This is a genomic window from Cytophagales bacterium (assembly GCA_033344775.1).
GTDB lineage: Bacteria > Bacteroidota > Bacteroidia > Cytophagales > Cyclobacteriaceae > JAWPMT01.
In genome coordinates, this window is sequence record JAWPMT010000004.1 from 179528 (window position 1) to 206285 (window position 26758).

The 26758-nt window shown below is 43.6% G+C and carries 14 protein-coding genes; 5 read left to right on the forward strand and 9 right to left on the reverse strand.

Annotated elements, in window-relative coordinates; all coding sequences use genetic code 11:
- The 4 genes from R8G66_09785 to R8G66_09800 are packed head-to-tail and all read left to right on the forward strand — an operon-like array spanning position 1 to position 7896.
- The gene (locus R8G66_09785) at positions 1–3066 is read left to right on the forward strand and encodes a DEAD/DEAH box helicase family protein (GenBank protein ID MDW3192648.1); all 3066 of its coding nucleotides are present in this window, start codon (positions 1–3) and stop codon (positions 3064–3066) included.
- Between the two features lie 5 nt (positions 3067–3071).
- Positions 3072–4019, forward strand: coding sequence for a DUF4268 domain-containing protein (locus tag R8G66_09790; GenBank protein MDW3192649.1), 948 nt, complete (start codon positions 3072–3074; stop codon positions 4017–4019).
- Positions 4016–7249, forward strand: a complete 3234-nt coding sequence (locus R8G66_09795) for a helicase-related protein (GenBank protein ID MDW3192650.1) — start codon at positions 4016–4018, stop codon at positions 7247–7249. Before R8G66_09790 ends, R8G66_09795 begins: the two co-directional genes overlap by 4 nt.
- Entirely contained in the window at positions 7249–7896 is a 648-nt protein-coding gene (locus tag R8G66_09800) for a DUF4391 domain-containing protein (protein MDW3192651.1), read from the forward strand. Before R8G66_09795 ends, R8G66_09800 begins: the two co-directional genes overlap by 1 nt.
- A 46-nt stretch (positions 7897–7942) precedes the next feature.
- On the opposite strand, the gene R8G66_09805 is transcribed toward R8G66_09800, so the two are convergent.
- The 3 genes from R8G66_09805 to R8G66_09815 all read right to left on the reverse strand — a co-directional run bounded on the left by R8G66_09805 (position 7943) and on the right by R8G66_09815 (position 11621).
- The gene (locus R8G66_09805) at positions 7943–8272 is read right to left on the reverse strand and encodes a hypothetical protein (GenBank protein ID MDW3192652.1); all 330 of its coding nucleotides are present in this window, start codon (positions 8270–8272) and stop codon (positions 7943–7945) included.
- A gap of 180 nt (positions 8273–8452) precedes the next feature.
- On the reverse strand, positions 8453–8659 hold the full coding sequence (locus R8G66_09810; protein ID MDW3192653.1) for a hypothetical protein: 207 nt from the start codon (positions 8657–8659) through the stop codon (positions 8453–8455).
- Between the two features lie 1018 nt (positions 8660–9677).
- Positions 9678–11621: a hypothetical protein gene (locus tag R8G66_09815; GenBank protein MDW3192654.1), complete on the reverse strand. Its 1944-nt coding sequence runs from the start codon at positions 11619–11621 to the stop codon at positions 9678–9680.
- A gap of 1066 nt (positions 11622–12687) precedes the next feature.
- Between R8G66_09815 and R8G66_09820 the strand changes: the two genes are divergently transcribed.
- Positions 12688–13482, forward strand: a complete 795-nt coding sequence (locus R8G66_09820) for a DUF6261 family protein (protein ID MDW3192655.1) — start codon at positions 12688–12690, stop codon at positions 13480–13482.
- 229 nt (positions 13483–13711) lie between these two features.
- On the opposite strand, the gene R8G66_09825 is transcribed toward R8G66_09820, so the two are convergent.
- From R8G66_09825 to R8G66_09850, 6 genes are all read right to left on the reverse strand, one after another.
- Positions 13712–14431: a hypothetical protein gene (locus tag R8G66_09825; protein MDW3192656.1), complete on the reverse strand. Its 720-nt coding sequence runs from the start codon at positions 14429–14431 to the stop codon at positions 13712–13714.
- Between the two features lie 282 nt (positions 14432–14713).
- Positions 14714–15370, reverse strand: a complete 657-nt coding sequence (locus R8G66_09830; GenBank protein ID MDW3192657.1) for a response regulator transcription factor — start codon at positions 15368–15370, stop codon at positions 14714–14716.
- Between the two features lie 36 nt (positions 15371–15406).
- The gene (locus tag R8G66_09835; protein ID MDW3192658.1) at positions 15407–17419 is read right to left on the reverse strand and encodes a histidine kinase; all 2013 of its coding nucleotides are present in this window, start codon (positions 17417–17419) and stop codon (positions 15407–15409) included.
- A 194-nt stretch (positions 17420–17613) separates the two neighbouring features.
- Positions 17614–18774 carry a hypothetical protein gene (locus tag R8G66_09840; protein ID MDW3192659.1) on the reverse strand — a complete coding sequence of 387 codons (1161 nt, stop codon included), beginning with the start codon at positions 18772–18774 and terminating at the stop codon, positions 17614–17616.
- A 688-nt stretch (positions 18775–19462) separates the two neighbouring features.
- Positions 19463–23260, reverse strand: coding sequence for an Ig-like domain-containing protein (locus R8G66_09845; GenBank protein MDW3192660.1), 3798 nt, complete (start codon positions 23258–23260; stop codon positions 19463–19465).
- Between the two features lie 342 nt (positions 23261–23602).
- Positions 23603–26497: a T9SS type A sorting domain-containing protein gene (locus R8G66_09850; protein MDW3192661.1), complete on the reverse strand. Its 2895-nt coding sequence runs from the start codon at positions 26495–26497 to the stop codon at positions 23603–23605.
- Positions 26498–26758 lie beyond the last annotated feature (261 nt).

Genomic DNA, 26758 nt, shown 5'->3' on the forward strand with positions numbered 1-26758 from the left:
GTGCAGTTACAATTCAAAGAACAAGACTTTCAGCTGCAAGCTGTTTCGGCAGTGGTCAATTGCTTTGCCGGGCAGGCCTTGAAAACCAATCGCTTCACCCTGGAGCGTGCCTCCGATCTCATCCGTCAAGCCAAACTTGCCGCCGCTGGTGTGCAAACCCTGGACTTTGCCATAGAAGAAGAAATCGGCTACCGTAATGCCACCCTCCAGCTATCCGAGGCGCAATTGCTCAAAAACATTCATGAAATACAGCAACAGGGCGATTTACTGGAAAGTCCGCAGATCGAACGCCCCAAGGGCATGAAGTCCGGCTTCAACCTGACCATAGAGATGGAGACCGGTACAGGGAAAACCTATACCTACATCCGCACGATGTATGAGTTGTATAAGACTTATGGCTGGAGCAAGTTTCTGGTGATCGTACCCAGTATCGCGATCCGTGAGGGCGTGTACAAGTCTTTTCAGGTGACACAGCCACACTTCTCGGAACTTTACGGACACAAGATCAATCCGTTCATCTATAACTCCAGCAGTCCGCAAGACATTGAAAACTTTGCCTCTGATAGCCGGATCAGCGTCATGATCATCAACACCCAGGCGTTCAATGCAAAAGGAAAGGACGCGCGTCGGATCTATCAGGAGCTGGATCAGTTTGGCACCCGGCGCCCGATTGAGATCATCGCGGAGACCAACCCCATCCTGATCATCGATGAGCCTCAGTCCGTGGATGGCACCAAAACGCTGGAGAGCATGCAGGACTTTAAGCCACTCTTCACCTTGCGGTATTCGGCTACGCACAAAGTGGAGTACAACAAGGTGTACCGACTGGACGCCCTGGATGCCTACAACAAGCGACTGGTAAAAAAGATACAGGTAAAAGGGATCAACCTGAAAGGCTCCACGGGTACGCAAGGCTATCTCTATCTGGAAAACATCAGCCTGAGCACTACCAGACCACCCTACGCGTGGATTGAGCACGAGAAACGAACGAAAGCCGGGGCCATCGTCAAGGTGCGAGCCAAGGCGGCCGAAGGCTATAATATCCATGAGCAGTCGGGTGAAATGCCCGCTTACAAGAATCAGACGGTCACAGAAATCAACGGCTATCTCAACAAGGTCGTCATTGGTGGTCAGGACATCCACCCCGGAGACATCCTCAACGATACTGACGAACATGCTTTTCGCCGGATACAGATCCGCGAGTGCATCCTCTCCCACCTGCAAAAAGAAAAGCAGCTTTATGGCAAAGGGATCAAAGTACTGTCCCTGTTTTTCATTGATACTGTAGAAAAGTACCGGGTCTATGATGAGCTGGGCGAACAGCAACTCGGTGAGTATGCCCAGATCTTTGAAGAAGAATATCACAAGATCCGTGATCAGGAACGCGACCTGACCCTGCCCGATTACGATAGCTATCTGATGCGGGATGAACCGGCACAAGTACACAATGGCTACTTCTCCGTAGACAAGAAAGGAAAGTCGGTAAACCCTACCGTAAAACGCGGCAAAGAAGATTCGGAAGACGTATCGGCCTATGACCTGATCATGAAGGACAAAGAGCGGCTACTCAGCTTTGAAGAACCTACGCGGTTCATCTTTTCGCACTCTGCGCTCAAAGAAGGATGGGACAACCCCAATGTTTTTCAGATCTGTGCCCTGAAACATGCGGAGAGTGGCAGTGTTACCCGTCGCAGACAAGAAGTGGGTCGCGGCATGCGCTTATGTGTAGACAGTCGTGGTATCCGACAGGATTTTGAATTGGTCGGAGATCAGGTGCATGAATTGAATAAGGTTACCGTGATAGCTTCTGAAAGCTACGAAGCCTTTGCCAAAGGACTGCAACGTGAAATTGCCGACACCCTGAAAGAACGTCCTCAAAAAGCGGAAATCGCCTACTTCGTAAGCAAGGTAGTGACCAATGAGGCCGGAGAAACCCTGAGATTGACGGAAGACGATGCCCAAAAACTGCAATTCAAGCTCATTGTTGGTCAGGTCATTGATGAAGACTACAAGATCACTGCTACAGGAAAAGAACTGATCGAACAACAGAAGATTGACCTGCCTGAAAAGCTCGAACCTTTCAAAACCTCCGTTTGTAAACTGCTGCAAGCCATTTACACCGGCGCAGAATTTAAACCGGAAGATGAACGCCAGACCATCACGCTGAACACCAATAAAAATTTCGAGCGGGCGGAGTTTCAGGCCTTGTGGAAAAAGATCAATTTGAAAACCATCTATGAGGTACAGTTTGATACCGATCAGCTGATCAGGGATGCGAAGATCAGGATAGATGCGCAGCTCAATATTGGCGACCGGGTCTATGAGGTAAAAACCGGTGAACTGGAAGACGGGACGGCAGAAGAAATGAAAGCAGGCAGTTTGGTGAAGGAATCCAATCGCGAGCACCTGAAGCTCAAAAATGATTTGTACACCCACACGGTTTACGATATCGTTGGTGAGATAGAGCAGCAAACCAACCTGACCCGCCACACCATCGTAGCGATTCTGAAGCAAATCAAGCCCGAGAAGTTCCTCCTGTTACGGAAAAACCCCGAGGAGTTCATTGCCAGGAGTGCCCGGCTCATCAATGAAGTAAAGGCAAGCCTGATCATCAACAACATCGTCTATCACAAAACGGAAGCCCGACACGATGCCAGGACGGTATTCACCAACGACAAGTTTGCCCTACGGCAATCCAACCTGCTGAAAAAGCACGTCTATGATTTCCTCACTTCAGACTCAAAAATTGAGGCGGACTTTGCCACTGCGCTGGAGGCTAGCACGGAGGTAGTCGTATACGCCAAACTCCCCAAGAGCTTCAAAGTATCTACTCCTGTCGCCAACTACAGCCCGGACTGGGCCATCGTTTTTGATAAGGAAAAAGTCCGTCATATCTACTTCGTGGCGGAGACAAAGGGCTCAGACTCAGAACTGGACCTTCGCGAAATAGAGCAGTTGAAGATTCACTGTGCGAAGGAGCATTTTAGGGAAATCAGCGGCGCAGAAGTAAAATTCGAAACAGTCAGTAGCTATAGCAAGCTGATGGATATTGTGCAATTGAACTAACAGCAATGGAGGACATTAAGAAAATCACGCGTGTGCCGATCAAAGAGGCCTTCAGATACGAAGACAAACACCTGACACCCTGGTTGACAGACAACATCGACGTGGTAAGTGAAGCTATTGGGATTGAGTTGACCAGCGCCAGCAAGGAACAATCTACCGGAAACTTCCATGTGGATATCAAAGCAGAGACCGATGACGGACGTATCGTGGTAATCGAAAACCAATATGGCAGTAGCAACCACGATCACCTGGGCAAGCTCATCACCTACCTCACTTCATTTGAGGCGCAGATCGGGATATGGATCGTAGAAGGTGCTCGGACGGAGCACATCAACGCCATTAACTGGCTCAACGAAAGTGAAAACGGTTGTGATTTTTACTTATTGACCATTGAAGCCATTCGTATCGGAGAAAGCAATCTGGCTCCACTCCTCACCAAGATCATCGGACCTAGCGAAGAAGCTAAACAAATCGGAAAGGTCAAGAAAGAAGATTCGGAGAGACATAGGCTCAGGTACAAATTTTGGGTCGAAGTATTGGACCTGTGTAAACAGAAAAACATCAATACCTTCGATGCCATTTCACCAACACAAGATGCCTGGATAGGGGCCAGTACCGGCTACCGGGGACTCACTTACGTCTTTTGGATCAACCAGCACTCCTATCGGATCGAATTGAGGATCGATAGAGGTAAGGGGTCCGATGAAGAGAATCTGGAGATCCTTTCCCAACTCAGAGACCACAGAGTAGAAGTGGAACAAGCATTTGGAGAACCTCTTGCCTGGGAAGAACTGGAAAACTACCGTGTTTGCAGTATCCGCCAGAATTATGACGAAGGTGGTTATAAAGACACAGAAGATCGTTGGAGCAATGCAGTAGAAAGTATTGTTGATCGGATGGGTAAACTCATTAAAGCTACGCGTAAACCCCTAAAATCGTTGAAAATTCAATGAACATAGACAATGTCAACCAGCGCTTAGGGGACGACCTCAAGGAATCAATCAAAAAAGGAAGCAAAGTCAGTATCGCTGCCTCTTCGTTTTCCATCTATGCGTTTCAGGCATTGAAAAAGGAGCTCTCCCACATCGAAGAGCTTCGCTTTATTTTCAGCACACCCACTTTCATCGAAGAAGCATTCAAAAAAGAAACGCCAAGGTTTCATATCCCACATATTGTTCAGGAAGCAGAGCTCTGTGGCGGAGAGTTTGAGCTGAGACTGATGAACCAACTCAATCAACGAGCTATTGCCAAAGAATGCTCACAGTGGGTGAAAAAGAAGGTATCGTTCAAATCGAATGTCCAGAGCAACCTGCCACTCAATGGCATGATCCACCTGAGTAATGGACTATACAACGCTCAGTCTTACTCTAATGTAAGTGGATTTACGACTTCCGATTTAGGTTTCACACCGAAAAAAACAGGCTTCCCCACTTTAATCCAAAAGGCAGAATACCCCGATAGCATGGCCTATCTGGATTGGTTCAACGAAGTATGGAATAACCAGGAGTACCTGCAGGATGTAACCGAAAGAGTGCAACTATACTTCGAAACTGCCTTTAAGGAAAACAGTCCGGAGTTCATCTACTTTATCACGCTATACAATATCTTCAACGACTTTTTGGACGATCTATCGCTGGACAACCTCCCCAATGAGCAGATCGGATTTAAAGAAACCACAGTCTGGAGTAAACTGTTCAACTTTCAGCAAGATGCGGTTATCGGTGCCATCAACAAATTGGAAAAATACAAAGGCTGTATTTTAGCTGATTCTGTCGGGCTTGGGAAGACCTTTTCCGCACTGGGCGTGATCAAGTACTATGAAATGCGCAACAAAGACGTGCTGGTCCTTTGCCCAAAGAAGTTGGAAGCCAACTGGAATACCTATCGCCACAACGACAAGAACAATATATTGGCTGACGATAGACTAAGGTTTGATTTACTCTTTCATACCGACCTGGGACGTGAACGCGGAATCAGTAATGGTCGGGAATTGGCCAATGTCAACTGGGGTAACTACGGCTTGGTGGTGATTGATGAATCCCACAACTTCCGAAATAACCATACGGTGATTGACAAAGAGAACCGGTACCAGAAGTTGATGCGCAGGATCATTCAGGAAGGGATAGAGACGAAAGTTCTGATGCTTTCGGCCACACCTGTCAACAACCGCTTCAATGATCTACGTAACCAATTGGCCCTCGCCTATGAGGGAGATGCCGAAAACATTGATCATAAGCTCGACACGCAAAGTGGCATAGATCAGGTGTTCCGCAAAGCGCAACAAGCCTTCAATATCTGGAGCAAATTCCAAACCGCAGAACGTACGACGGAGCGATTACTGGACATGCTCGATTTCGATTTCTTCGAGATCCTTGATGCGTTGACCATCGCCAGGTCACGGAAACACATCACCACCTACTATGACACCTCGGCAATCGGAAAATTCCCGGACCGAAATAAACCGGTATCTATCGAAAGCCCATTAACTGCACCCGGCGGAGTTACTTATGTAGACATTGCAGAGCAACTCACCTTACTCAACCTATCCATATACACTCCGCTGAATTATATACTGCCCAGTAAGGTGCAATTGTACGCTGACTTGTATGACAAGGAGGTACGTGCGGGTTCCAGCAAATTGTCCCAGATAGACAGGGAGCAAAGTTTGCGGATTCTGATGCGGATTAATCTACTGAAGCGACTAGAGAGCTCGGTTGATTCATTTCGCATTACACTGGAAGGCATCATCGAACAAATCGAAAGTGCCATAAAAGCCATTGATAAAGGTGCTGACGACAGTTATGAAGGCATACACAAATTGCTCAGTGAAGAAAACTATGACCTGGACGCCAATTGGGCGGATGAAGAGCAAGTCATTGGGAAAAAAGTAAAAGTCCATATCGCGGACATGGACAGTACAAAGTGGCGCGAAGACCTAAGCCAGGACTTAGAAATACTACATGAACTCTGGAGCAAAATCGTAGATATCCGAGGCGAAAAAGACACCAAGCTACAACACCTGATTACGTTGATCAATGAAAAAGTCCAGCAACCTTTCAATGTCAGCAATAAAAAAGCCATCGTATTCACTGCTTTTGCGGACACTGCTAATTACTTGTATGAAAACCTTCACAGCCATCTCAAAAACGAGTTTGATCTACATACCGCACTGATCACCGGTTCACGGAGGGTATGCACTTCCAGAAAGGTGCCTGCGGATCTTAATGCCGTTTTAACGTGCTTCTCGCCCTTCTCCAAAGGCAAAGCCCAGCTGTATCCGGACATTGACGATTCCATCGACTTACTTATAGCCACGGATTGCATTTCCGAAGGCCAAAACTTGCAAGACTGTGATTATCTGATCAATTATGACATCCATTGGAACCCCGTAAGGATTATCCAGCGTTTTGGCAGGATCGATCGAATTGGCTCAACGAATACATCCATCACGATGGTGAATTTTTGGCCGGATGTGACCCTGGATAATTACATCAACCTGAAACAGCGGGTAGAAAACAAGATGCTGATCAGCAACATGGCCAGCACAGGTGACGACAATATTCTGAATACAGAAGAACAGGACCTTGAATACCGAAAAATACAACTTCAACGGCTGAAGGAGGAGGTGATTGATCTGGAAGACCTGAGAGAGGGTATCAGCATTACGGACCTGGGCCTAAATGATTTTCGGGTGGACTTATCCAACATGATCAAGACCTACGGCGAACTCAAAAACATACCCGAAGGGCTACATGCGGCTGTCAAGGCCAGTGCCGAACTGGAGCGTGGTGTCATATTCGTCCTCAAAAATGTAAACCCAAATGTCAACATCAATAAACTTAACCGGCTTCACCCCTTCTATTTGGTCTACGTCAAAATGAACGGCGAACTGGTGTTGAACCATGTAGAATCCAAGAAAATACTGGACGCAATGCGCATGAGCGCTAAAGGGCAAACGACTCCTATTGAGGACATTTGCAAGGCCATTGCAGAGGAAACCGATGAATATCATCAAATGGATGAATACTCGGGTCTTCTGAAACAAAGCATTGGCACCATCTTACAAAAGGAAGAAGAAAAGGAAGTCATGAGCCTTTTCAAAGCCGGCGGTACCACAGCTCTGGGAGAAAAGTTCAATGGCATTGAAGACTTTAAGCTGGTTACTTTCTTAATTGTTCGTTGATGGCATTCTTCAACCTTCCCGACCGAACTAAAGTAGGCAGAGTGGTTCCCAAGAATGCTTTTGATGCATACACCAATAGCAAACAGAAAAAGCTTTTCACCGACCTGATCAAACGGATCACCTGGACCCATAAACTCTCTCAGGAAACGGTGAATCTCAGGGCTATGGAGGTTCACGAAATTCAGCTATTTAAAATAGAACTCAAAGAGCAGTCAGAGATCAAAACAGTGCTCGAAGTTATCAACAAAGCCATCCCCTATCACATTGTATTTTGGGTAGAATATAATCAGGAGGTATTTATCTCCACTTCTCCGAAACACCCTCACCCTACCAACGACAACATAGCGGTCATTGACTGGACGTTTACTTCAAGCTGGTTTCAAGTACACGAAATCAACTACGAATTCATTCTCAAAGAGAGTCTCGATGCAGTCTATAAAGATTTCTGCATTCAATTGACAGGCAAGCCTCAACTATATGGCAGGTCCTTTGACAATATTCTGAAAAATGAACAAGATATTCACCGCTTGAAAAAGGCCATATCGGACCTCAAATCGGCCATATCCAAGAGTAAACAATTCAATGAAAAGGTAGAGATGAATATTAGATTGAAGGGATTGGAGGAAGCAATAAGTAAGCTGGATTAGAGGAAAAATCCATAGCTCCCTATATTACAAAGACTTTTTTAATTAATTATCTCATTGCTTGCAAATACCTCACAATTGCGGGTACTGCAGGACTAAAGATTTTATTCGGTGGCTGATTCCAGTTGTAAGGATAAGTTCCTAAAACATATCGGCTGGTCATTTCTCTCTCATTTTCAGGGACGGCAGAAATCCGCTGCATCACTGCTTCCCAATGCACTTTGTCAATTTTCCCGATTGAGCCTCTGGAATTCCTCATCATGATCAGACCATTTTCTATCCAAATGGCAAAGGAAGACCTGTTACCAAGAGTAGGCACTTGAACTTCCGTAATACCAATCATGGAGCGGGCTTCTTCGTATGGAATAGGTTGTATCATGGACAAGTGTATTATTTGAGAATTTAAGATAGTACTTCTACGCATTAACCTTAGGCCTAGTGCGTCCAAATCTCCCCAATCATCAAACCTATAAGTCACTCTACAGCTTTCCTAAAAGACCTCAATATTGGATGATGCTCATTCGCTCCCCTTTAGGGGGCTAGGGGGTAAAGCGAATGATCACAACTTCCTAATCTCCCCTACTCTCAACCCCGTGTATTTCTTGATGGTCTCCACATCTATCCCATCCTTCTTCATCTTCTTTGCTGTTCTGATTTTCCCTTCTTCAATTGCTTTGGTGCGCTCCGCATCTACTTTAAACTGCTGGAGGAGTTGTTCTTCTTTGCTGAGGATCTTGTAGCTGTCGCTCGCACGGATCTGGGCCATGAGGCCTGAGTTTTCGAAGCTGAGGTGGGCATCTTCAGAGATGATGAGGTGGTCGGCTACTTCGATGTTGAGGATTTGGCCGGCTTTGTATTGGTGGTCGTCTTCGAAGGGCTATCAATGACAGATTGCAGATCTATTCGATGAATACAGCATGAAGCGCGAGAAAGAGATACCGGATATTTTTAGGCATCCTGTGGATTTTATGCCAAAAAATTCAGGTATGACGCGCTTTTTTTAGTCTGTCATTTCCGTTTTGTGTTTTTTGGGAAACCGAAAATTATCCACTCAGACTGACACCAAAAATAAAGGCTAATGATCACCCTGAGCCTGCCTCGTCCGAAGGCTGGGCTCTCGAAGGGTGGGGGTTGGACTGTCATTACCGGTAAATATACTTTTTTAAACGTCATTCCGGTTGGAACGAAGTGAAGTACCGCCAGGCGGCCCTGCGGAATCTCACAGAAAGAAAGACCAGCTATCAAACCTTGAGATTCCCCTGCGATCAATGAATACCCAGTTCATTTGGAATGTATTTTGTGATCCCTGCCTCGTTCCGGCAGGCGGGCGGGGAATGACGGTTCAATATTTTGGCACTTATCATTCGCCACCTTTAGGGTTGGGTGATCCGGCATTCCGGCGGCCGGCGTTCCGGCGGCCGGCGTTCCGGTAAAGCGAATGTATCGCTTCACCTCATCGTATAGAGGCTACCGCGGTTAATGAAATTGGATTAAAAATGTTAAACAATGAAATAACCTCGCTTGCTTCGCTGCGAAGCGGGCAGTGACGATGAGGAAGGTAGGGGTTGGGGTGGTTTACAACTTCTTAAAAGACCTTATAGGTATGTATAGATTGGAGTGACGAAGATATTCCCATTGAGTCCTACCCTTCAGCTTTCCCTCAGACCCTATCGGATTAAGTTTTATCCACGCTCTTTAAGGCCGAGTGATTGCTACATGGTAATAGCCGAATACCTTAACATACCATCATTTTCTAACCGTGTATGGTAGGATCATGTACTTGCTTAAGGTGTTTCAAAATCACTAACATCATGTAATAGAATCACATCATGATTCGACCTATTGAAAGCATTAGTCCCACAAATAGCTATTACTTGATCATTTTTGCTGATAGACATGATTCGATCACGGTAATTAGAATCAGCAAATTGACATGGTATCTTCCCCGTCAATGAAAAAGAATGATAATCAAGTTGATATAAAAATCCCTTTTCAATAAAATTTCCGTTGATCGCATAGACAAATCCAGTACCGTGATCGGGCAAAAGCTCACTTATCCTTTCCCGGTCATCAATTATCCACTCTCCTAGAATATTCAAGAAGTTTAAGGGGTCAATCGCAAATCCGCGAAAAGGTCGTAACAATTTTTCCCCGTCATAGCCTATGCTCAAAACGGAAGAGGTGCCAATTTCGGGACGATCAGTCTCCGACAACAAAATGGTATCCTGCGCTATTTCATAGCGATGGAGGGTTGCCGGACTAATGCCCTTTGAAGTTGTAAATAACCATTTATCAGTCGGACTAGTCGCCAGAAAATCCAATTCCCTACTATTAATTAAAAATGAAAATTGTTCTGTTTCTAAATTCAGTGAATAAAGTGCTCGCTCTCGACCAATTGCTCTTGTCGCTACGAATAAACGGTTAGCAGGACTACTATACACCAAAGGTCCACCACCAGCGTTTGGATCGAACTCAATGGACCGAATAGAATAATCTGACAAGTCCACCACAAGTAATGACCCTGAAAACTCACCGGTGATATATGCTCGGTTGAGTGAACTCACCACTTCAATACCGACTGGATTTTGTATTCCCAGAGGTACACTCCGAATGACGCTTTTTGTGGTTGCATCGATCACCAACATGGCATTTGCTCCATTGTCCAATGCATAAAACCGATCATCGGTAGAGGTAATATCAGTAATAGAACCTTGTGCAAATATTCCAGCAGGAATGTGTACAGGAACTCGGGCGGAATCTGATCCTCCATGAACATCAAATATCCAAACTTCCAAATCATGATCTCCACTTACAGCTTCTTCCCAGATAAGGTCATATTGAAACCTTCCTTCCTCTGATACATCCAAAAGCGCCTCCCCAAGTCTTAACTCCATTCGATCGAGGGTTTCATTTCCGTCTTCATCCGAAAAATCCACCATGATCTGCAATGCCTCTCCTGGAACATACGCCAAATCCGTAGGGTCATAAAGTTGATCGTTCTCATTTTTTAACCGAATCACATCAATTACCGGCGGTGTATTTTGCTGAACAACAACTTCCACCTCATCTATAGAATTAAAGGGCACATCATTTATATCATTAAGTGTAGCACGAAATGAAAATTCTCCAGCATCCGAAGCCACCCAAATTGCTTCTTGATCCGGGTCATCAAATGTGGCCAAGACTTCATCATCTCTATAGTAGGTAACACTTTCTAGATCAAAAGAAGCCATGGAGCCAAAAGTTCTTAAGCCCAGTTTAACGGTATCTCCAATGATCGTCGGACGCGAGAAACCACCAGGAAATATCCTTTGAATACTGAACCTAAATTCGGTAGGGTCCACAGTTAGCACTTTAATGCTGGATCTCCCTTGTTCTTGTCCGTTTGTATTTGCTAAAAGTCTTAAATTATAATCTCCGGGCCCCAGGGTCTTGACATAATGAAGAAAAGTATTTCCAGTATCCGACGCCAATAAATCATCGTTAGCGAAAAGTTCTATGGTTGTCAATCCTTGATCCCCAGGAGCAAACTCCCCAGTTATCAGGATGGAATCACCATAATTCATGCGCAGCGAATCTTGTTCAAAACCCCAAACAACCATGGGTAAAGGTTCGTCCTGATTACATGAATCAAAGAGAAGAATTAAAGAAATGCACAAAATGAAACCATTGAAATATTTGATTCCGCCTCCTACTATCTGTTGTTTGAATACCGTTGTTTTATTCATTAGTTCCTCCAAAAATAGAATAACTAGTACGGAAAACAATTTCAAAGCAAAAAATGGCTTAAATCCAGGTACTGCTACAATTGCGATCAAACGTAAAAATGCGATCTTTTATAAGTGAACTTGCCTCGCTAGCATCGATAAGAAGGGTGGAAGCACCCGCTGCATGATATCTACCAGCTGGGCAGGGTGTTGGATGTGGTCTGTGGAGCCTTAGGGAAGTTGGATGGTCATGGGGGTGAAAATATGCTTTTATACGTCATTCCGGTTGGAACGAAGTGGAGTACCGCCAGGCGGCCCTGCGGAATCTCACGGAAAGAAAGACCTGCTATCAAACCTTGAGATTCCGGCACTTCGTAAACTTCGGCCGGAATGACGTCTTATTATTATGTCGATCTTCAAAACCGCTGTAGTACTCCAAACCAGAACATGTCACCGACCAAAACACTCGGAGTACTCCGTGCAGGAACTTGTCTTGTTCCAAAATGAATGTGATGATGCTTGTAAGATGGTGTCGAGCTCTAAAACATCTGTAGAAGCCCAGGCTAGAACATATCTCTTCTCAAAACAATCGTAGAACCCCGAAGCAAAGACGTGTCGACGTTCAAAACCGCAGTATTACTCCAAACCAGATCATGTTTCATTTCAAAACAACTGTAAACCTCAGTGCAATATCTTGTCATCCTTCAAAATACTCGTAGAAGACCGAATTCAGAACATGTCGTGCTTAAAAACATCCGTAGAGGCCCTGGCTAGAACATATCGCCTTTCAAAACGATTGTAGTGTTTCCTGCAAGAATGCATTGCGCTTCAAAACAGAATTAGTCACTTAATTCAGTACATGACGAGCTTTAATTCGATTGTAGTTCTCCTTATGAAGATGTGAGCTCCTATCCAAACAACTGTAGTCCTGCAGGCAAGGACATATCGGGTGTTTAATAGAAAGTTATCGTAATGCTGTAACCCTTCCCGTAAGTCCTCGTACATTATGGTATGTGGCGCAATAGTGCCGCACGAGACTACTAGTCCAAAACAATTATTCTTTAACAACTTTAAATTTTTACCATTCATGTTAGAAAAACTGAGGACCAGTCTGCTTTTACCTGCGGAGCTAGCAGACACAACAACCAGATACAAACAAACACTCATCGATCAGGGCATCCTACCTGGCGAGACTGAACCTCCCGCAACCATAGAACCCTTTATTGAACGAATATTCACCTTACTGGATGAAGACCTGACACAAATGTCAACCGTACTCACTGCCGTGAGACAGAACCAATTGGTCACAGAACTAGCTAAAGCCGATGCGATCAGAGACGACTTGTTCATTGGATTCAGAGACCTGGTGGATGCCAGTAAGCGACGGCAACAGACAGAGATACAAGAGTCCTGGCAATTGGTATGGCCAGTAATCAAAAGTGCAGGAACTCGTCTATACACCTTGGGGTATGCAGCACAATCGGGTAGATTGGAAGCATTATTTGAGAAACTGGACCAGGCTGACTACCAAACAGCTATGACCACCCTCAATGCGACTACAATCTACGCTGAATTGAAGCAAGCGCAATCAGACTTCATCACCATCCACGATCAACGACTTGCCGAGGATCTTACCAAACAATATCCGACGCTAAGAGATGCGAAAGCACAAATGGTGAAGCACTTGAATGGCCTGCTGGAAGCCGTCGATATTCTGGGAGAAACGGAGACTGAAAACTATACGGCTGTAATCGATAAAATGAATGTGATTACCAATAGCATCATGTCGACAGCAAGGGCCCGGAGAACTCGAAACACGGAAAGTAGCGAAGAGTTCTCTTCTACGAATACACCTGAAGAAACGGTATTAGCAGCATCTTAAGGGAGCAACCAACGCTGTTAGGGTTCTCAACCGTTAACAGAGTGGGTATTAAAAGATTTCATTCTAGTCATTTTGGAAAAGGCACCCCGGTTTGGGGTGTTTTTTTATCAGTTCCCAATGCCACCGCCTCCCGGCGCTTTCTGGTGTTTTCACCTGCATGTTTTTTGAATTACCTACATTTCACTTCGCTAATAACACCATAAACGGCTTCCAGGATTGTATTACCTAATCAAATCAATACCGTCGACAACTCATCCAAATATTGGAGAGAAGAATTTCTTTCTTTCCTTTTTGAAACTTTCCTGTGGATAAGTCTTCTGGTATTTTCGATCTCCGTAGTAATAATGCCCTCAACCATACCGTTGTTATTATTATATCTATAAACATTAGTCCAAATAATCAAATCAATCAGCTTGGCCTGAATTTCACTATCCTCCGCCACCTTGTAGTTGGAATAGAGGTTGATGATTTCCCGATGAATTTGTGATCGGGCCTCCACATTGGCAATCAATGCTTCCAACACTTCACCCCATTCATGGTCTTCTGACATATTGTAAACTTTGTTCAGTTTATCTCCTAAATCATCTAGCCTACTGGTGAGTTCTTTAAAACTCCTGTCGATGTTAATATTGATCGAATCCGCTTTTGTATTGATATCTTTAGTGACTTTATCAATTTGGGCAGAAGTGGCTCCTAGCTTTTTCAATTCGACCACCACACGCTTCTGTAGCCGCTCATTCTGAGCTTTGTAGTACTTAATGTCGTCATCGAGTTCTGCAGTCAAATACCAGGCAAAAAGTGCCTGAATGATAACAAGTGAAATCGATACAGTTTTTGACTTTGTCGATGATTTAGCGATGATAGTGCTCATTACAGCCAGTATGGCAATCCCAATTATGAAGAAAAGCGCGCCCCAGTTTTCTACTATAAATTCAATAATTGTTTCCATGTCTTTGTATTAAGTGGTTAAGGTTTAAATGAATGTAATATGATATTGCTACCGTGGTGTTCAATATACGACCCACCAAAACATGCAATAACCTTGTCTGACATTTGAAACCGAACTTTTAGCGACGAGGACTGAACCAATCGTGATCCAAAATTTTTAACCAAAAAGCCCCTTTAGGGCCATTTTTAATTGATTTTAGCTGTTTTAGTTTAATCTGGGTGCATACACAAATAGAAGAAGAATAAGGCCAATTTGTAGGTTCGTACTTTTGTTACGAAAACCTCAAATTCCGTGATGAAACAAATTATGGCTCAGTTTTGGAGAGACATTAATGAGTTTACTATTGCTCATCATTACGGAATGGTTGTTGATCACATTGATGTGATTCCGATTAACTACATAAGAACGATGCAAGTGAACAAAAGCATCTGAAAGTTGTGGGAGTAATTCTTTGAAAGTCTGTCGAATTCGTGGAGCATCCTCCTCTGAATTCATATTAAAAATCAGATCATTCCCTTCCGACTGGATAAAAATAATGTCTTCCATTCTGATCCGTTTCCCATTTTTCAATAACAGGTATTGCTGCCCGATCAAGCGATCAATGGTTTGGTTAAACTCCTCTTTATCAATGGGTTTAAGCAGGTAATCATAGGCACCTTTCTTTATGGCGTCTATGGCGAACTGCCTATACCCTGTTGTGAAGATGGTGCTGAAACTGAATGCTTCTCGATCCAATTCATCTAATAAATCCAACCCATTTCTTAGTGGCATGTCTATATCAAGAAACAACACTTCAGGATTGTGTCTTCTCACTTCGCTAATTCCCATGGTAGCATTGATCGCCTCACCGGCAATTAACAGGTCATTCCGGTGGCTTGCCAGATATTTCAGGTAATCAATAGAATCCTGATCGTCATCAATGATCACAGCTTTAATCATTTCCTCATTTTGCAGACAATGTTCAATTTAACCTTATTACATGGAAATCTCAACCGACGTTCCCTGATCTAAATCCAATATTTGTTGGTGAATGTTGGCTCTTTCAAGAGCGTTATAAATCTTGATGATCTCTTCAGTGATCCCTATCCCTTTTCCGGTACTTTCTGAACCAATCTCACGTGCCTTTTCTCGACCTATGCCATTATCACTGATGACTATGATGATCTCGCCGGCCTTTCTTTTGGCATGTACAATGATCTGTCCTTTACGATCCTGCAAATGAAAAACACCATGTTTGACCGCATTTTCCAGGTGCGTCTGGACCAACATTTTCGGAATGCTTTCTTCTCCCAATCCTTCTTCAAAAGTCACCTCGAATAAAAACTTCGACTTCAATCGATAGGATTCCAAAGACAGGTAGCTCTTTGCCAGACCGAACTCTTCGGCTATCGTACTTTTCAAAGTATCAGCATTCACCAGATTATGACGCATAAGTTTGATGAACTCATCAAAGTACTTCTCTGCATTTAGACTGTCTTGCTTGATGATCAGCATCCGGATTGAATTGAGAATATTAAAAGTGAAGTGAGGATCCACATGATTTTTCAGGGCCTTCAATTGCAGCGAATAGAAACGTTGATTAAACGCTTCCTGGCGATATTTTCGATAATTCGAGACAAATCCGAAGATAATAAATGTCAGGATACCCGCGGTGATCGATATGGGCCATATCCATCGAAACCAGGGATTCTTACGAAGGTCATAATACTTATGAAGGTCATGGCTTTCGAAAAGTAATTCTGTTTGCCCGAATCTCACCCCAAAATCAAGCCACCCTACCATAGGTTCGGGAACGGCCGACTTCCACCAATTATCGCCCGTATAGATGGCAATCTCCTGATCTTGAAGCACAATAATATCCTCTTGACCATCCTGATCTATATCAAAAACTTTCGGTGGGGACTTTAAAATCACCGGTAGCGGCTCTTTTTTTAGGTTTTCATTCAGGAAACTATATTGGACTTTTTGATCGATATCAGACAAACCCACTATGGTCTTGTCCCTCCATTTGATGGCTTCTTGTGCGAGAATCCTGGTCGCCTGTTCATAATCTGAAGGTAGATTTACTTCCCGCCATTGAGCCCCTTCAAAATGGTAAATCCGAACAGGATCTATTCCACTTTGTAGCACACCAATGATCTCATCGTTCATAGTAAAAGCAAAGGCTCCACTCGATTCACCCGCCGCTGTTAGTGGATCCGTTAACAGATTAAAATAAGGATCAGTAATTAATAGTGTGGCATCCTGGTCACCAAAACGATAATCATTGGTCTTAATGTTTCCCGGGGCGTAACTACCAAGGATCAATTCCGTCTCGCCATCTGCATTAATATCACCGACATACCAGGGTTTGAACCAGGCACCCCAATCGGTGGGGCTATGCCACAAGGAATCACGATGAATATCATATATCCCTACAATCCTGGGGTCGATTCCATGCCCGGCCCCCAGGAAAAAGATCAACTCTTTGTACTCATCACCATTGATGTCGTGCAGCCAGACAGTGTTCTCATCGAAGTACAGGTCATCCCAGGTTGTTTCTGTGTTAATAACAAACTTTTCAAAAAGAGGCGCCTGATAATTATCGTATTCGAAGGCAGTAACATATATGGAATCTTCTTTGATGGAAGCCCCATAAACCTCTTTTCGTCCGTTATTATTGTAATCTCCAAAATAAGGCCTACTAAACCTGAACCATTTGCCTTTCACATTGGCCTGACCATTTACGCGATCATCATGAATGATATTTAAATGATCCACTGGTTCATTGATGGACATGCAAATCCTTTCATAAGCCCCATCAAAATTTAAATCGCAGTAGCGAACGGTCTTGTACCTGGAAACAGGCTCCTGCCTTTTCAATTCAAAAGTCAACGGCTGAAGAACAAATAACATTGCGCCAGCAACCAAACCGACCACACCTATGGATATTAGCCACTGGAAAGGTTTTTCGGTCAATTGATTTTGGACAAAGACTAGAGGCTTCAAGGTAAAATGATTTACAACGAATGTAAAGCACCTCTACAATACATCAAATTTTTAAAACCATTAGGGTCTACTCTACGGCTTTTCCAAAAGACCTTATAGGTTTACCTAAAGTTTCCTATTCTCCACTACTGGTAGCCCAATTGCTTTCTTGATGTCCTTCGGTTAATGTTTTCCAAATGCGTAATCACCAAAGGCTACGACTTGAATTCTGTTTCTTTATCCAGAAAAGAAGTCAATCGGTCTTTAAGTACCGTTTCAGCTTGTTGTAATAACATGCCCGATAATAAGCCCAGAATACTCAGATTGATCGTCACCCGCTCAAAATGACCAGCATATGGAGTAGGTACGTTTCCTGATGCCAGGAAACCGGCGTACATGTAGATGAGTACAAGGCCGAAAGAAACGATTAAAGACTTTGAAATTTCAATGAGTACTACCCTCACATCTATGAATGACCCGACTCTTAGCACCGTACCCAGAAATACACTGATAGGTATGCATAGAAAGGAATAAAGTGTAACACAGAATTTACCCATTCCGTCAATCTTACTTACGTCAATATTGATTGAGTTAACAGCCAAATTCGAGCCGGAAATGTACAGTAAATACCACCCTCCCAAACTCAACACTACAGTCGTTAAAAGAGCGACCGCAGAGGACACTCCTTTCTTCCGTTTTTGTTCAAATGGTTTGTTCTTGATCACACTATTGATTAACGACACAAATTCACCGACTAAAGGATTGGAAGGTACCACTTTTCCCGATATGACCATGTTATCAATGATGCCGGTGGAAACTTGATCAAATCGATCCCCGTATTCCTTCCAAAGCCGATCTGATGAGCTTTCAGAGTTATTAGTATCTTCAAATTCAGCGAGCCGTAGCCAGGGTATTGGAATCATTGATTTTCCCATGATGATAGAAAGTTGACCTATTAACTCAACTGTTCTTTTACCCCCAAGCAGCAAAATACAATCTGAAGCATTTATCGCTTCAATAATTACAGACTGCCGATTCCCTTTGACCCTTTTCTTTATGAATTTGATATGGTCATATCGTTTTCGAAAAGTAGCATCAGATTCGCTCTCGTAATGGATCACCTGATAGCTGCTCGTACTTTGATTGATTGTCTGAGCTCCATTTGTGTCATCACCGGCTGCAGAAGTTCCATTATTCTTCAATAAGGTATTGATTTCTGCGAGAACATATTCTTCAAAAGTCCATTGTTCCTGTAGCGTAGTGGTTATGATAAGTTCGTAATTTCCTTCAGATAAGGCCAGAGCAATCAATTTCGCGATTTCCCCATATGACTCCCCTGAACCTGAACCAGCAATATATATTTTCTTCTTTTTCATTGAGGTTGTGCTTATGAACTACAAGGTCTGAAAAATTTAAAACCGACGCAATACCTAATTTTTGGTATCTAGCAGTCATGTTCCGACTCAAGGTTTCAGGTCAAACGGAATGAGAAATAAAACCAATAAGTCCATCAATAGAGCATTGCAAAAGACCTTATAGGTTTAATCCATCGGGAATATATTCGGCGGCAGCGGTCCGGCCCGTAACGGCAGGTTGCGTTGGAATTTCACAGCAAGGAGTAACAGCTATCAAACTTTGAGTTTCCGCAGGGCCGAGGGCCACCTGGCGGTATTCCTAGGTTCGCATAGGAAACCGGAATGACGGTCTTAAAAAAAGTGCAGGGTGTAAAGCGAATGCTTCACTTCACCTCATCGTATAAAGACTGCCGCGTTCCGATAGCAATCGGAACTCGCAGTGACGATGAGGACGGTAACAGCACCCAGTTCTACAACATTTGCAATTCTGACAGATGTTTTGGGCATTTTAAATGTCGATGAAAATTCAATCGCAATGCAATGGCAATTGAGTATAATGACATCTAAAGTCTTATAATGCAAGGCTCCTGGGGGCTTTATAGTTGATACCCAAAAGCATAAAATGAGCTATCTTCTTCGAGTGCCTCGCACATATCAGTGCCCGGCAGGATTTGAAATCTGGCCCAGTAATTAGGACTGTAGCTACTTTTTAGTTTTTCTTTAGCATGCGAGATTCATAAATTAATTTTCCGTGATCTCTGATTTGTATGGTGTAAACACCATTCCTCAAAGCGGAAACATCAATTTGTTCTCGGCGGTTGGTTACATTCAATTCGATAACTTTCGTACCAACTAATGTGAATATGGCCACCGAAACGTCCTGTTGTTTAACGGACAAATTCACAAAGTTCTGAGCCGGGTTCGGGAATAGTTGAACTGAGGGTTCATTGGCGAAGCCTAATACTTTTTCGCTTCCAATCGTAAAAGACCAAAACTCGGACCCTAGATAAGGCTCACTTCGGATTCCGTTAGCATTTTCAAAGGCATATTCGTCTATTTCAATATAATAAGGGGTATCATAAGTGAAGGTCGTATCGAAACTAAAGAAAAATGTCTTTTCTGTCCCTTCAACCGTAGTACTTGAAACCGGATCGCCGGAATCGCCATCAAACAAGTGGATCAGCCCATTCACTGCCTGCACTTCTTCATTGAAAGTTATTGAGAAATTGGCAAAATTATTGGGTAATGCTTCCGCTCTGTTTGAGGGTACAGTTGAGCTGATAAATGGTGCGGTTTCATCCACTCCGGTGACAAAAGTCCAATCATCATCCTCAAAACCGGCAAATGGGTTTCCAAATAGATCCTCATATGCTCCTGGGTCAATCAATATGCGGTATTTAGTTCTGGGTTTCAATAACCTTTCTTCAAATTGAAGGATTTGCGTATTAGAATGAGCGGATTGATTGATGGGAATTGTTTCATGGATCTGACCAGTGGCCGTCTCTACAATTGAGGCCGTTCCGTCAACAGGTTTGACATGTTCATCGAACACTAGCATAAAATAATTTGTGCTCAAGTCAACCCTAATGGATCCGTTCCCCGGTGATAGCTCAGTAATTTCCGGCATTTGCGTTTCAGGCGCCTGTGTTTTAAACACCCATTTATCCGGACTATATATACCTCTAAAAGTATTTTCAAAGCCATCAAAGAAGACATTAGAGTCAATCTGAATGTAATAAGACTGTTCTGGAAGCAGCAAATCTCCTGCGTATTGTAAAGTATGGCTTTCTGAAATTTTTTCCGATGCCTGGGTTTTCAAAGTTCCGACTAATTCATCAGAATCAGCATTAAAGAGATAGGCCGAACCTTCCCTGGCAATTACCTTCTCATTGAAATAAATGACAAAATCTGTGGTCCCTACCCCCACATCATCAGCCAGGTTCCAGGGGGAAAATCTGCGCGCTACCGGGGGTTGTTCATCGACACTTTGTGTTATAAAATTCCACAAGATCGGGGACTTGAAACCTTTGGACGGAACACCATAAATACTTTCCACGATCGCATCATCCACTTCCAGGTGGTACCTTGTTTCAGGTTTCAAAAATCCTGGCTGGAAAATAACACGGTGAAATCGACTATTCTTTTCAGGAAAGTCCCTAATGTTTGCAATTTTCACAACTTCTCCGGTACTACTTTCAATCAGCATTACTTCACCTTCCAGAGAGTTGACAGGAGAGCCAAATCTTATCTGGAATTCATCCATAGCAACTGAAACATTCGTTTTCCTGGATTCAGGAAGAAATTGATAATATCGAGGAAGGTCCGAAGAACCTGATTCTGTTGTAAATGAAAGGGTTGTATCGTTGATTCCTTCAAATTCATTGCCAAAGTAGTCAACGAATGATCCGGAATCAATTTCGATATGATAGGTTGTAGATGGTTCTAATGTTGTGGGATGAACCGAATAAGAAAGTCCATTATTTGTTATTGGATTCCAAAATTTGATAATCTTATTTGATTTCGTTTTGATGAGTCGAACTTCTCCGTATGCAGGATTTGTACGTTCTTCAAAATTAAGAGTGACTGATCTTAAATCCACCTTTACATCTGATGCTCCCGATAAAGGTGACATTTCCACTATTGGCGGGTGTTCTGTTTTCTTCGGGGATGTAGTAAATGCCCAGAAATTACTATCCGCAATACCTTCGAACTCATTTCCAGAGCTGTCCTGGTAGCTACCCGCATCTATTTCCAAATAGTATTCAGTAGAAGGTTCGAAAAGATCGGAATTGAAATTTAAGTTTATGCTAGTTTTAGGAGAGGTAAAAACGTCCAATTCTTTTGTTTTCACAACCTCACCAGTTGCTGTTTTAATAATTCTGGCCTCACCTCCAATCCCTATAACCGGTTCGTCGAAGTAAATACTGAATAATGTCTGAGTAATGCTTACGCCCGTGGCTCCATTTATAGGGAATGAGTTTGTAGCAACCGGAGGAAGGGTATCTAGTGGAGCCGTAGTGAAAGACCAAATTGTACTATCTGAAATTCCTTCCAAGAAAATATCACTGGAATTTCTGAAGACTTTTTCATCTATTTCAATGTGATATTTAGTTGACGGTTCAAGAAATTCTTGGTCGAAGAAGAAATATTTATCAACAGATAGGCCATCATAGCCATTCGCGTCCCAAAACTCTGTTGTAGTTTTAATGATTTCACCCGTGGAGGTTTTGATCATTCTTGCTTCACCGGAATGACTTTCCACTACCTCATCGAACACTAATCCGAAAGTATTGATGCTTACATCTACCCCTACTTCTCCGTTACCTGGCGTTTGACTTTTGATGATCGGGGGGGCGTTATCAGCTTTTTCCGTTGTGAAAGTCCAGGTCAGGCTGTCATGGACGCCTTCAAAAATATTCCCGAATACGTCCCGATAGCTTCCGGAATCAATTTCAATATGATAGTCCGTTAATGCTTCCAGTTTTATTTCATCTCCAAATTCTAAATCCTGATAAATCCTGCTAGACGGAAAACTAAAATCAGTCACATCTACAGTTGCTACTGCTTCGCTGGTAGCCGTTTTGATGAGACTCGCTTCGCCTTCAATTATGCTGACAGGTTTATCGAAAAACATTCGAAACTTATTTTGAGTTATGCCTATGTTTTCCGAAGCATTCGGTGGAATTAGTCTTGTGAACTTAGGGGGTATGGTATCTTCTAATATTGTAGTGAATGACCAAATGGTGCTGTCAAGAATTGCTTCGACCAGATTTCCATAGATGTCTCTGTAACTTGCACTATCTATTTCAATATGATATTTAGTGGAATATTCCAGCGTACCATCAGAATCGAAATTAAAGCCTTGTCGAGGGTCGTGACCAAATAAGCGTCCATTGAAGAGAAGATCTGTTGTCATCAGCACTTCATTCGTAGCGGTTTTGACAAGCCTTGCTTGCCCTGCTACTGCAGATACCGCTCTGCTCAAGTGAAATTCGAAGTTTCGTTTGGTTATTTGTATACCTGATGCTCCGTTTTGAGGAAAGAATGCTATAATTTTCGGTGAATCCGTTTTGGCATCCTCAGTCTTAAAAGACCAGGTGACGCTATTGTATAAACCACCGAATAAGTTGCCACTTTCATCCTGATAAGCATTACTATCAATCTCAATGTGATAAACAGTACTCGCTTCTAAAAGGTCTGCACCAAAATCCAAATGGCGGATCTTTCTTATGCTGTCATCCAACCAATTATCACCTATCGTTGAAGTTCTGACTATTTCACCCGTAGAAGTTTTAACTAGTCGAGCCTCACCGGAAAGGGAGCTTACAGGCACATCAAAACTAAAATGGAAGCCATCTTCCTGGAGTGAAACAAAGGTTAACTCATTAGGTCGAGTACTAATAATTGTAGGGGTAAGCGATTCAGAGGAACCTTGAGCAACGACCTCTGATACAGGGATAATAATGGAATAAGAAAAAAGTAATATTACACTTATGCGCTTAAACATAAGAGAAAATATTTTTAAGTGCATTTGATTAAAATTGTTTTGAATATTAGGATTACAAAACAAATTACGTCAAATATTCTCCATTTTCAAATCAAGAGTTTCGGATTTACAGTAATTATTTTTCGTGATTTGAAAGATCACTTAAACGGACAATTTGTAATCGCCATCCGAAAGATGGTAGGTGCCTCAGCACATCCCTGGATGCTCTGCCCCAAGTGCTATTTGCAGTGTCTTAATTGACAAGCACTTCAACCCGTTCTGGGTGCTTCGATCAATAAAAAACACCTCCTTCCTCATTGGCCGGAGGTGTCTTTTTATGACAGTAGATACGTCCTCACTCCCCTAATCTTCCAACAGCACCCGATAGGTGGAAACCTGATCGCGTTGAGAGATACGCAATAAATAAAGTCCTGAAGTTAAGTCCGACAGGTCCAACGTCTTCTGGTCGCCCATGCGCTCCAACATGACCTTCCCTGAGAAGTCAACGACTTGAATGCCCTCGATGGGTACATCCATCACAATGTGGAGCTGTCCTGCTGTAGGATTTGGGTATATAGAAATATCTCTTGATGTGGCCAGGTTCAAAATAATGTCCACCACCGCTTCATTGGATGATTCGGAAACGAAGTTCTCACTGAGTGCTCTGACCGTATAGCCGTACGCGCTTGCGGTCACTACATCGCTATCCGTATAGGTCGTCTGATCAGCATCCACCACCGCAAGCGACAATGCCTCACCGGCATCCTGTGACCTGAAGATTTCAAAGCCTACTTCATTGTCAGAATTATCACTCCAACTCAAAGCGACGGTCTCTTCCGTGTCCGTGCGCTCCGCAGTTAAATCCGAAGGGGCTACCGGAACAATTAGCTGATAATCCACCGCTGCTGAAGCTCTTTCTCCAAAGACGTTCGCAGACACAACCGTATAGCTGTAGGGCACATTGGGAGCCGCTGATTCATCGACATAGGTTGAAGTACCCCGATCCAGCGTTGCGAGCGTCACGGTTTCGTCCGCATCAGATCGAATCACCTGAAAGCTTCTGGCCTGCAAATCTGATTCCCAATCAAGGTGGATGTTACCAGCCTCGTCGTTGGTTATAGTCGTAATGGCTGCTGCCTCCGGTCCTGAAATCTTAATGGTATTGAATCCACCAGTATTCACACCGCCCATCGAAGCTGCCCCAAGCAGGATTAAGGTATCATTTTCTACCTCCATTTGGTTGATCACTCCTTCAAACTTTAAGTTCAGGTCATCGTAGACTAGTCCACTTTCGAAATTGACTAATGCCAAGGCCTTTCTTTCGATGGAGTTGATCTGATCGAAATTTCCAGCGATGAGTATCGTGGTATCACTGATCTGTTCGACATCTAAAATGGCTTTGTCAGCATTTATGCTAAACAAAGCGGAATTGAGCAGATTTCCATCCTGGTCATAAGTCCGGACATCTTGAGGATTGTTGGAATCGCTCTCCCACACCAGCAGGACGGACTCATTGACATAAAAATATGAGCTCATCCCAAAAGAGGTATCTAACGTAATGCTCCCAAATGAAGTATCTTCTGATCCATCCGAAAGTAAACGCGTTATTTTCACCGTGTTATCGTCTTCCCGCTGCATTACGATGAGTCTATCTTGATCCACAAGCGTAGATTGATAAATTTTCACATCCGGAAAAGAAAAGGATGCGTCGACCTCATAATCACTCGTCAATTTTAGGGCTCCGGTTCGGACGAAAGCGTTATCCACCTGATAAGAGAAATCACCGGTCAATAAAATGCCCCCGTCGGAAGTCTCGTGCATATTGGTAATCGCACCGGCTCCGCTACTCGTATTGGACCTGAGGAAAAGCGGAATATCCAACCGCTCCCCGCCCGTGTAGACTTCAAACTGATTGAAATCTTCTGTGTCATCATAGGATATCAGGAATTCGCCGGTGGACAACAGCAAGCTACTGCCTACGCCATTTTCGGGAGTTAGTTCGAAACCAAACTCGGGAGCCTGAGGCCCATCTTCCAAAGACCAGGTAAGAAACCCTGAAGCTCCTGCGGCTGAGTTGAGGATGTTGCGCCCTTCGATGGTGAATTGACCTCCCGACAGTGGCTGAAAATTGGAGGGAGCTGCATAGCCATGGAGAATAGCGAAATCTTCCGCCTGATTTCCATCCCGATCAATCACAGTCAAACCATTGGCTATGTTTCCATCATATTCGGCGTGTTCAGCCACCAGCAGCCATCTGTTCGCACTTAGCTTAAGCAGCCTGGGCCGGATGGCTAAAAAGCCATAATCTTCATAATTACGCGATTCAAAAAGGTCATCCCGAACTCCTGCTGCATTCACCTTGGTGAGTACATTCTCGAAGTTGCCATCTTGGCCAAGTAGAAAATAACCTCCCGCCCCATCGGGTGTGGCAAAATCAATGCGCTCCATGAACGATAAGTCCGCATCATGGAAGGAATTGTCTGTTAAAAACCCGGAATCATCGTAAATGAAAATACCATTGGTCGTTAAGCCCTCAATCTGAATGTTATCACTAACGATAAGTAGTTCTCCACTGGCCAAAGTTTCCACATGGGGCGGCGGGAAGTTACCATCGACCATGATCGTTGTAAATTGCAAATCCCGCTCGCCATTCTTATAGCGCATCAATTCATGAATGGATTCTTCATCATTCTCCCAAAGGATCATAAATGAAGTTTCGTCAATAGGAATGACGCTGGCATAGGATCTGGTAAGCTCTTCTTCAATTACACGCGTGCCCCCATCCTGACCTACCAGGGTGAGTGTGCCCGGTGAGGTAATCACTAAAAGTGAATCCTGATGAACCGCAATATCCAGTATATAACCAAAATCACTGGTCAATTCAACACCTTCTATGCCACTGTCACCCGATACTTTGAGCAAATTTCCATTTTGCAGGTAGTAGATAGAATCGTTCCAAAAAGCATGACCGCCAGCCAGGTCATTAAAAAAATCATTAGTGTAAGGAATCTTGGGATTAAAAGACTCATCCAGTTCGCCTGTTGCCGACATTTTGATGATCGGGCTGACTGCACGACCATTATGAAATGCGACGTTGCCGCCCACGTAGATGGCATCCTCGAATGTTTCTACCATTCGGTAAAACGGGTAGCTCTGGAGCTTAGGACTTTTTGAAGCAAGGTTAATCGGCACTTGCGCGTAAGTGATCAAGGAAGCCAACAGTAATACTGTGAGGGGTAGATAGCCTTTAAAATTCATTGTTTTAACAGTTATTTCGGGGTGAAATTAGTCATTAATACCCATCTACAAGCATGAATGCATCACAACAACATCCTATCTTCACACCCACAAGGTCAAACCATCACCTAATGAAACTCGTCCTTGCATTTTCTAGCCTATTCCTGGCTGCATCCATATGGGTCTATGAGATCGATTCGGATGTGAACTTACGCAAGGGTCCTGGCAACAAGAAGAAGATCTTATGAACTGTGGCAGGCGGCGAAAAAATCCAGGTATTGG

Bases quoted from the DNA above. Each gene is read 5' to 3' on its own strand.
- R8G66_09790 (MDW3192649.1), top strand. From the start codon at position 3,072: ATGGAGGACATTAAGAAAATCACGCGTGTGCCGATCAAAGAGGCCTTC.
- R8G66_09795 (MDW3192650.1), top strand. From the start codon at position 4,016: ATGAACATAGACAATGTCAACCAGCGCTTAGGGGACGACCTCAAGGAA.
- R8G66_09800 (MDW3192651.1), top strand. From the start codon at position 7,249: ATGGCATTCTTCAACCTTCCCGACCGAACTAAAGTAGGCAGAGTGGTT.
- R8G66_09805 (MDW3192652.1), bottom strand. From the start codon at position 8,272: ATGATACAACCTATTCCATACGAAGAAGCCCGCTCCATGATTGGTATT.
- R8G66_09810 (MDW3192653.1), bottom strand. From the start codon at position 8,659: ATGGCCCAGATCCGTGCGAGCGACAGCTACAAGATCCTCAGCAAAGAA.
- R8G66_09815 (MDW3192654.1), bottom strand. From the start codon at position 11,621: ATGAATAAAACAACGGTATTCAAACAACAGATAGTAGGAGGCGGAATC.
- R8G66_09820 (MDW3192655.1), top strand. From the start codon at position 12,688: ATGTTAGAAAAACTGAGGACCAGTCTGCTTTTACCTGCGGAGCTAGCA.
- R8G66_09825 (MDW3192656.1), bottom strand. From the start codon at position 14,431: ATGGAAACAATTATTGAATTTATAGTAGAAAACTGGGGCGCGCTTTTC.
- R8G66_09830 (MDW3192657.1), bottom strand. From the start codon at position 15,370: ATGATTAAAGCTGTGATCATTGATGACGATCAGGATTCTATTGATTAC.
- R8G66_09840 (MDW3192659.1), bottom strand. From the start codon at position 18,774: ATGAAAAAGAAGAAAATATATATTGCTGGTTCAGGTTCAGGGGAGTCA.
- R8G66_09845 (MDW3192660.1), bottom strand. From the start codon at position 23,260: ATGTTTAAGCGCATAAGTGTAATATTACTTTTTTCTTATTCCATTATT.
- R8G66_09850 (MDW3192661.1), bottom strand. From the start codon at position 26,497: ATGAATTTTAAAGGCTATCTACCCCTCACAGTATTACTGTTGGCTTCC.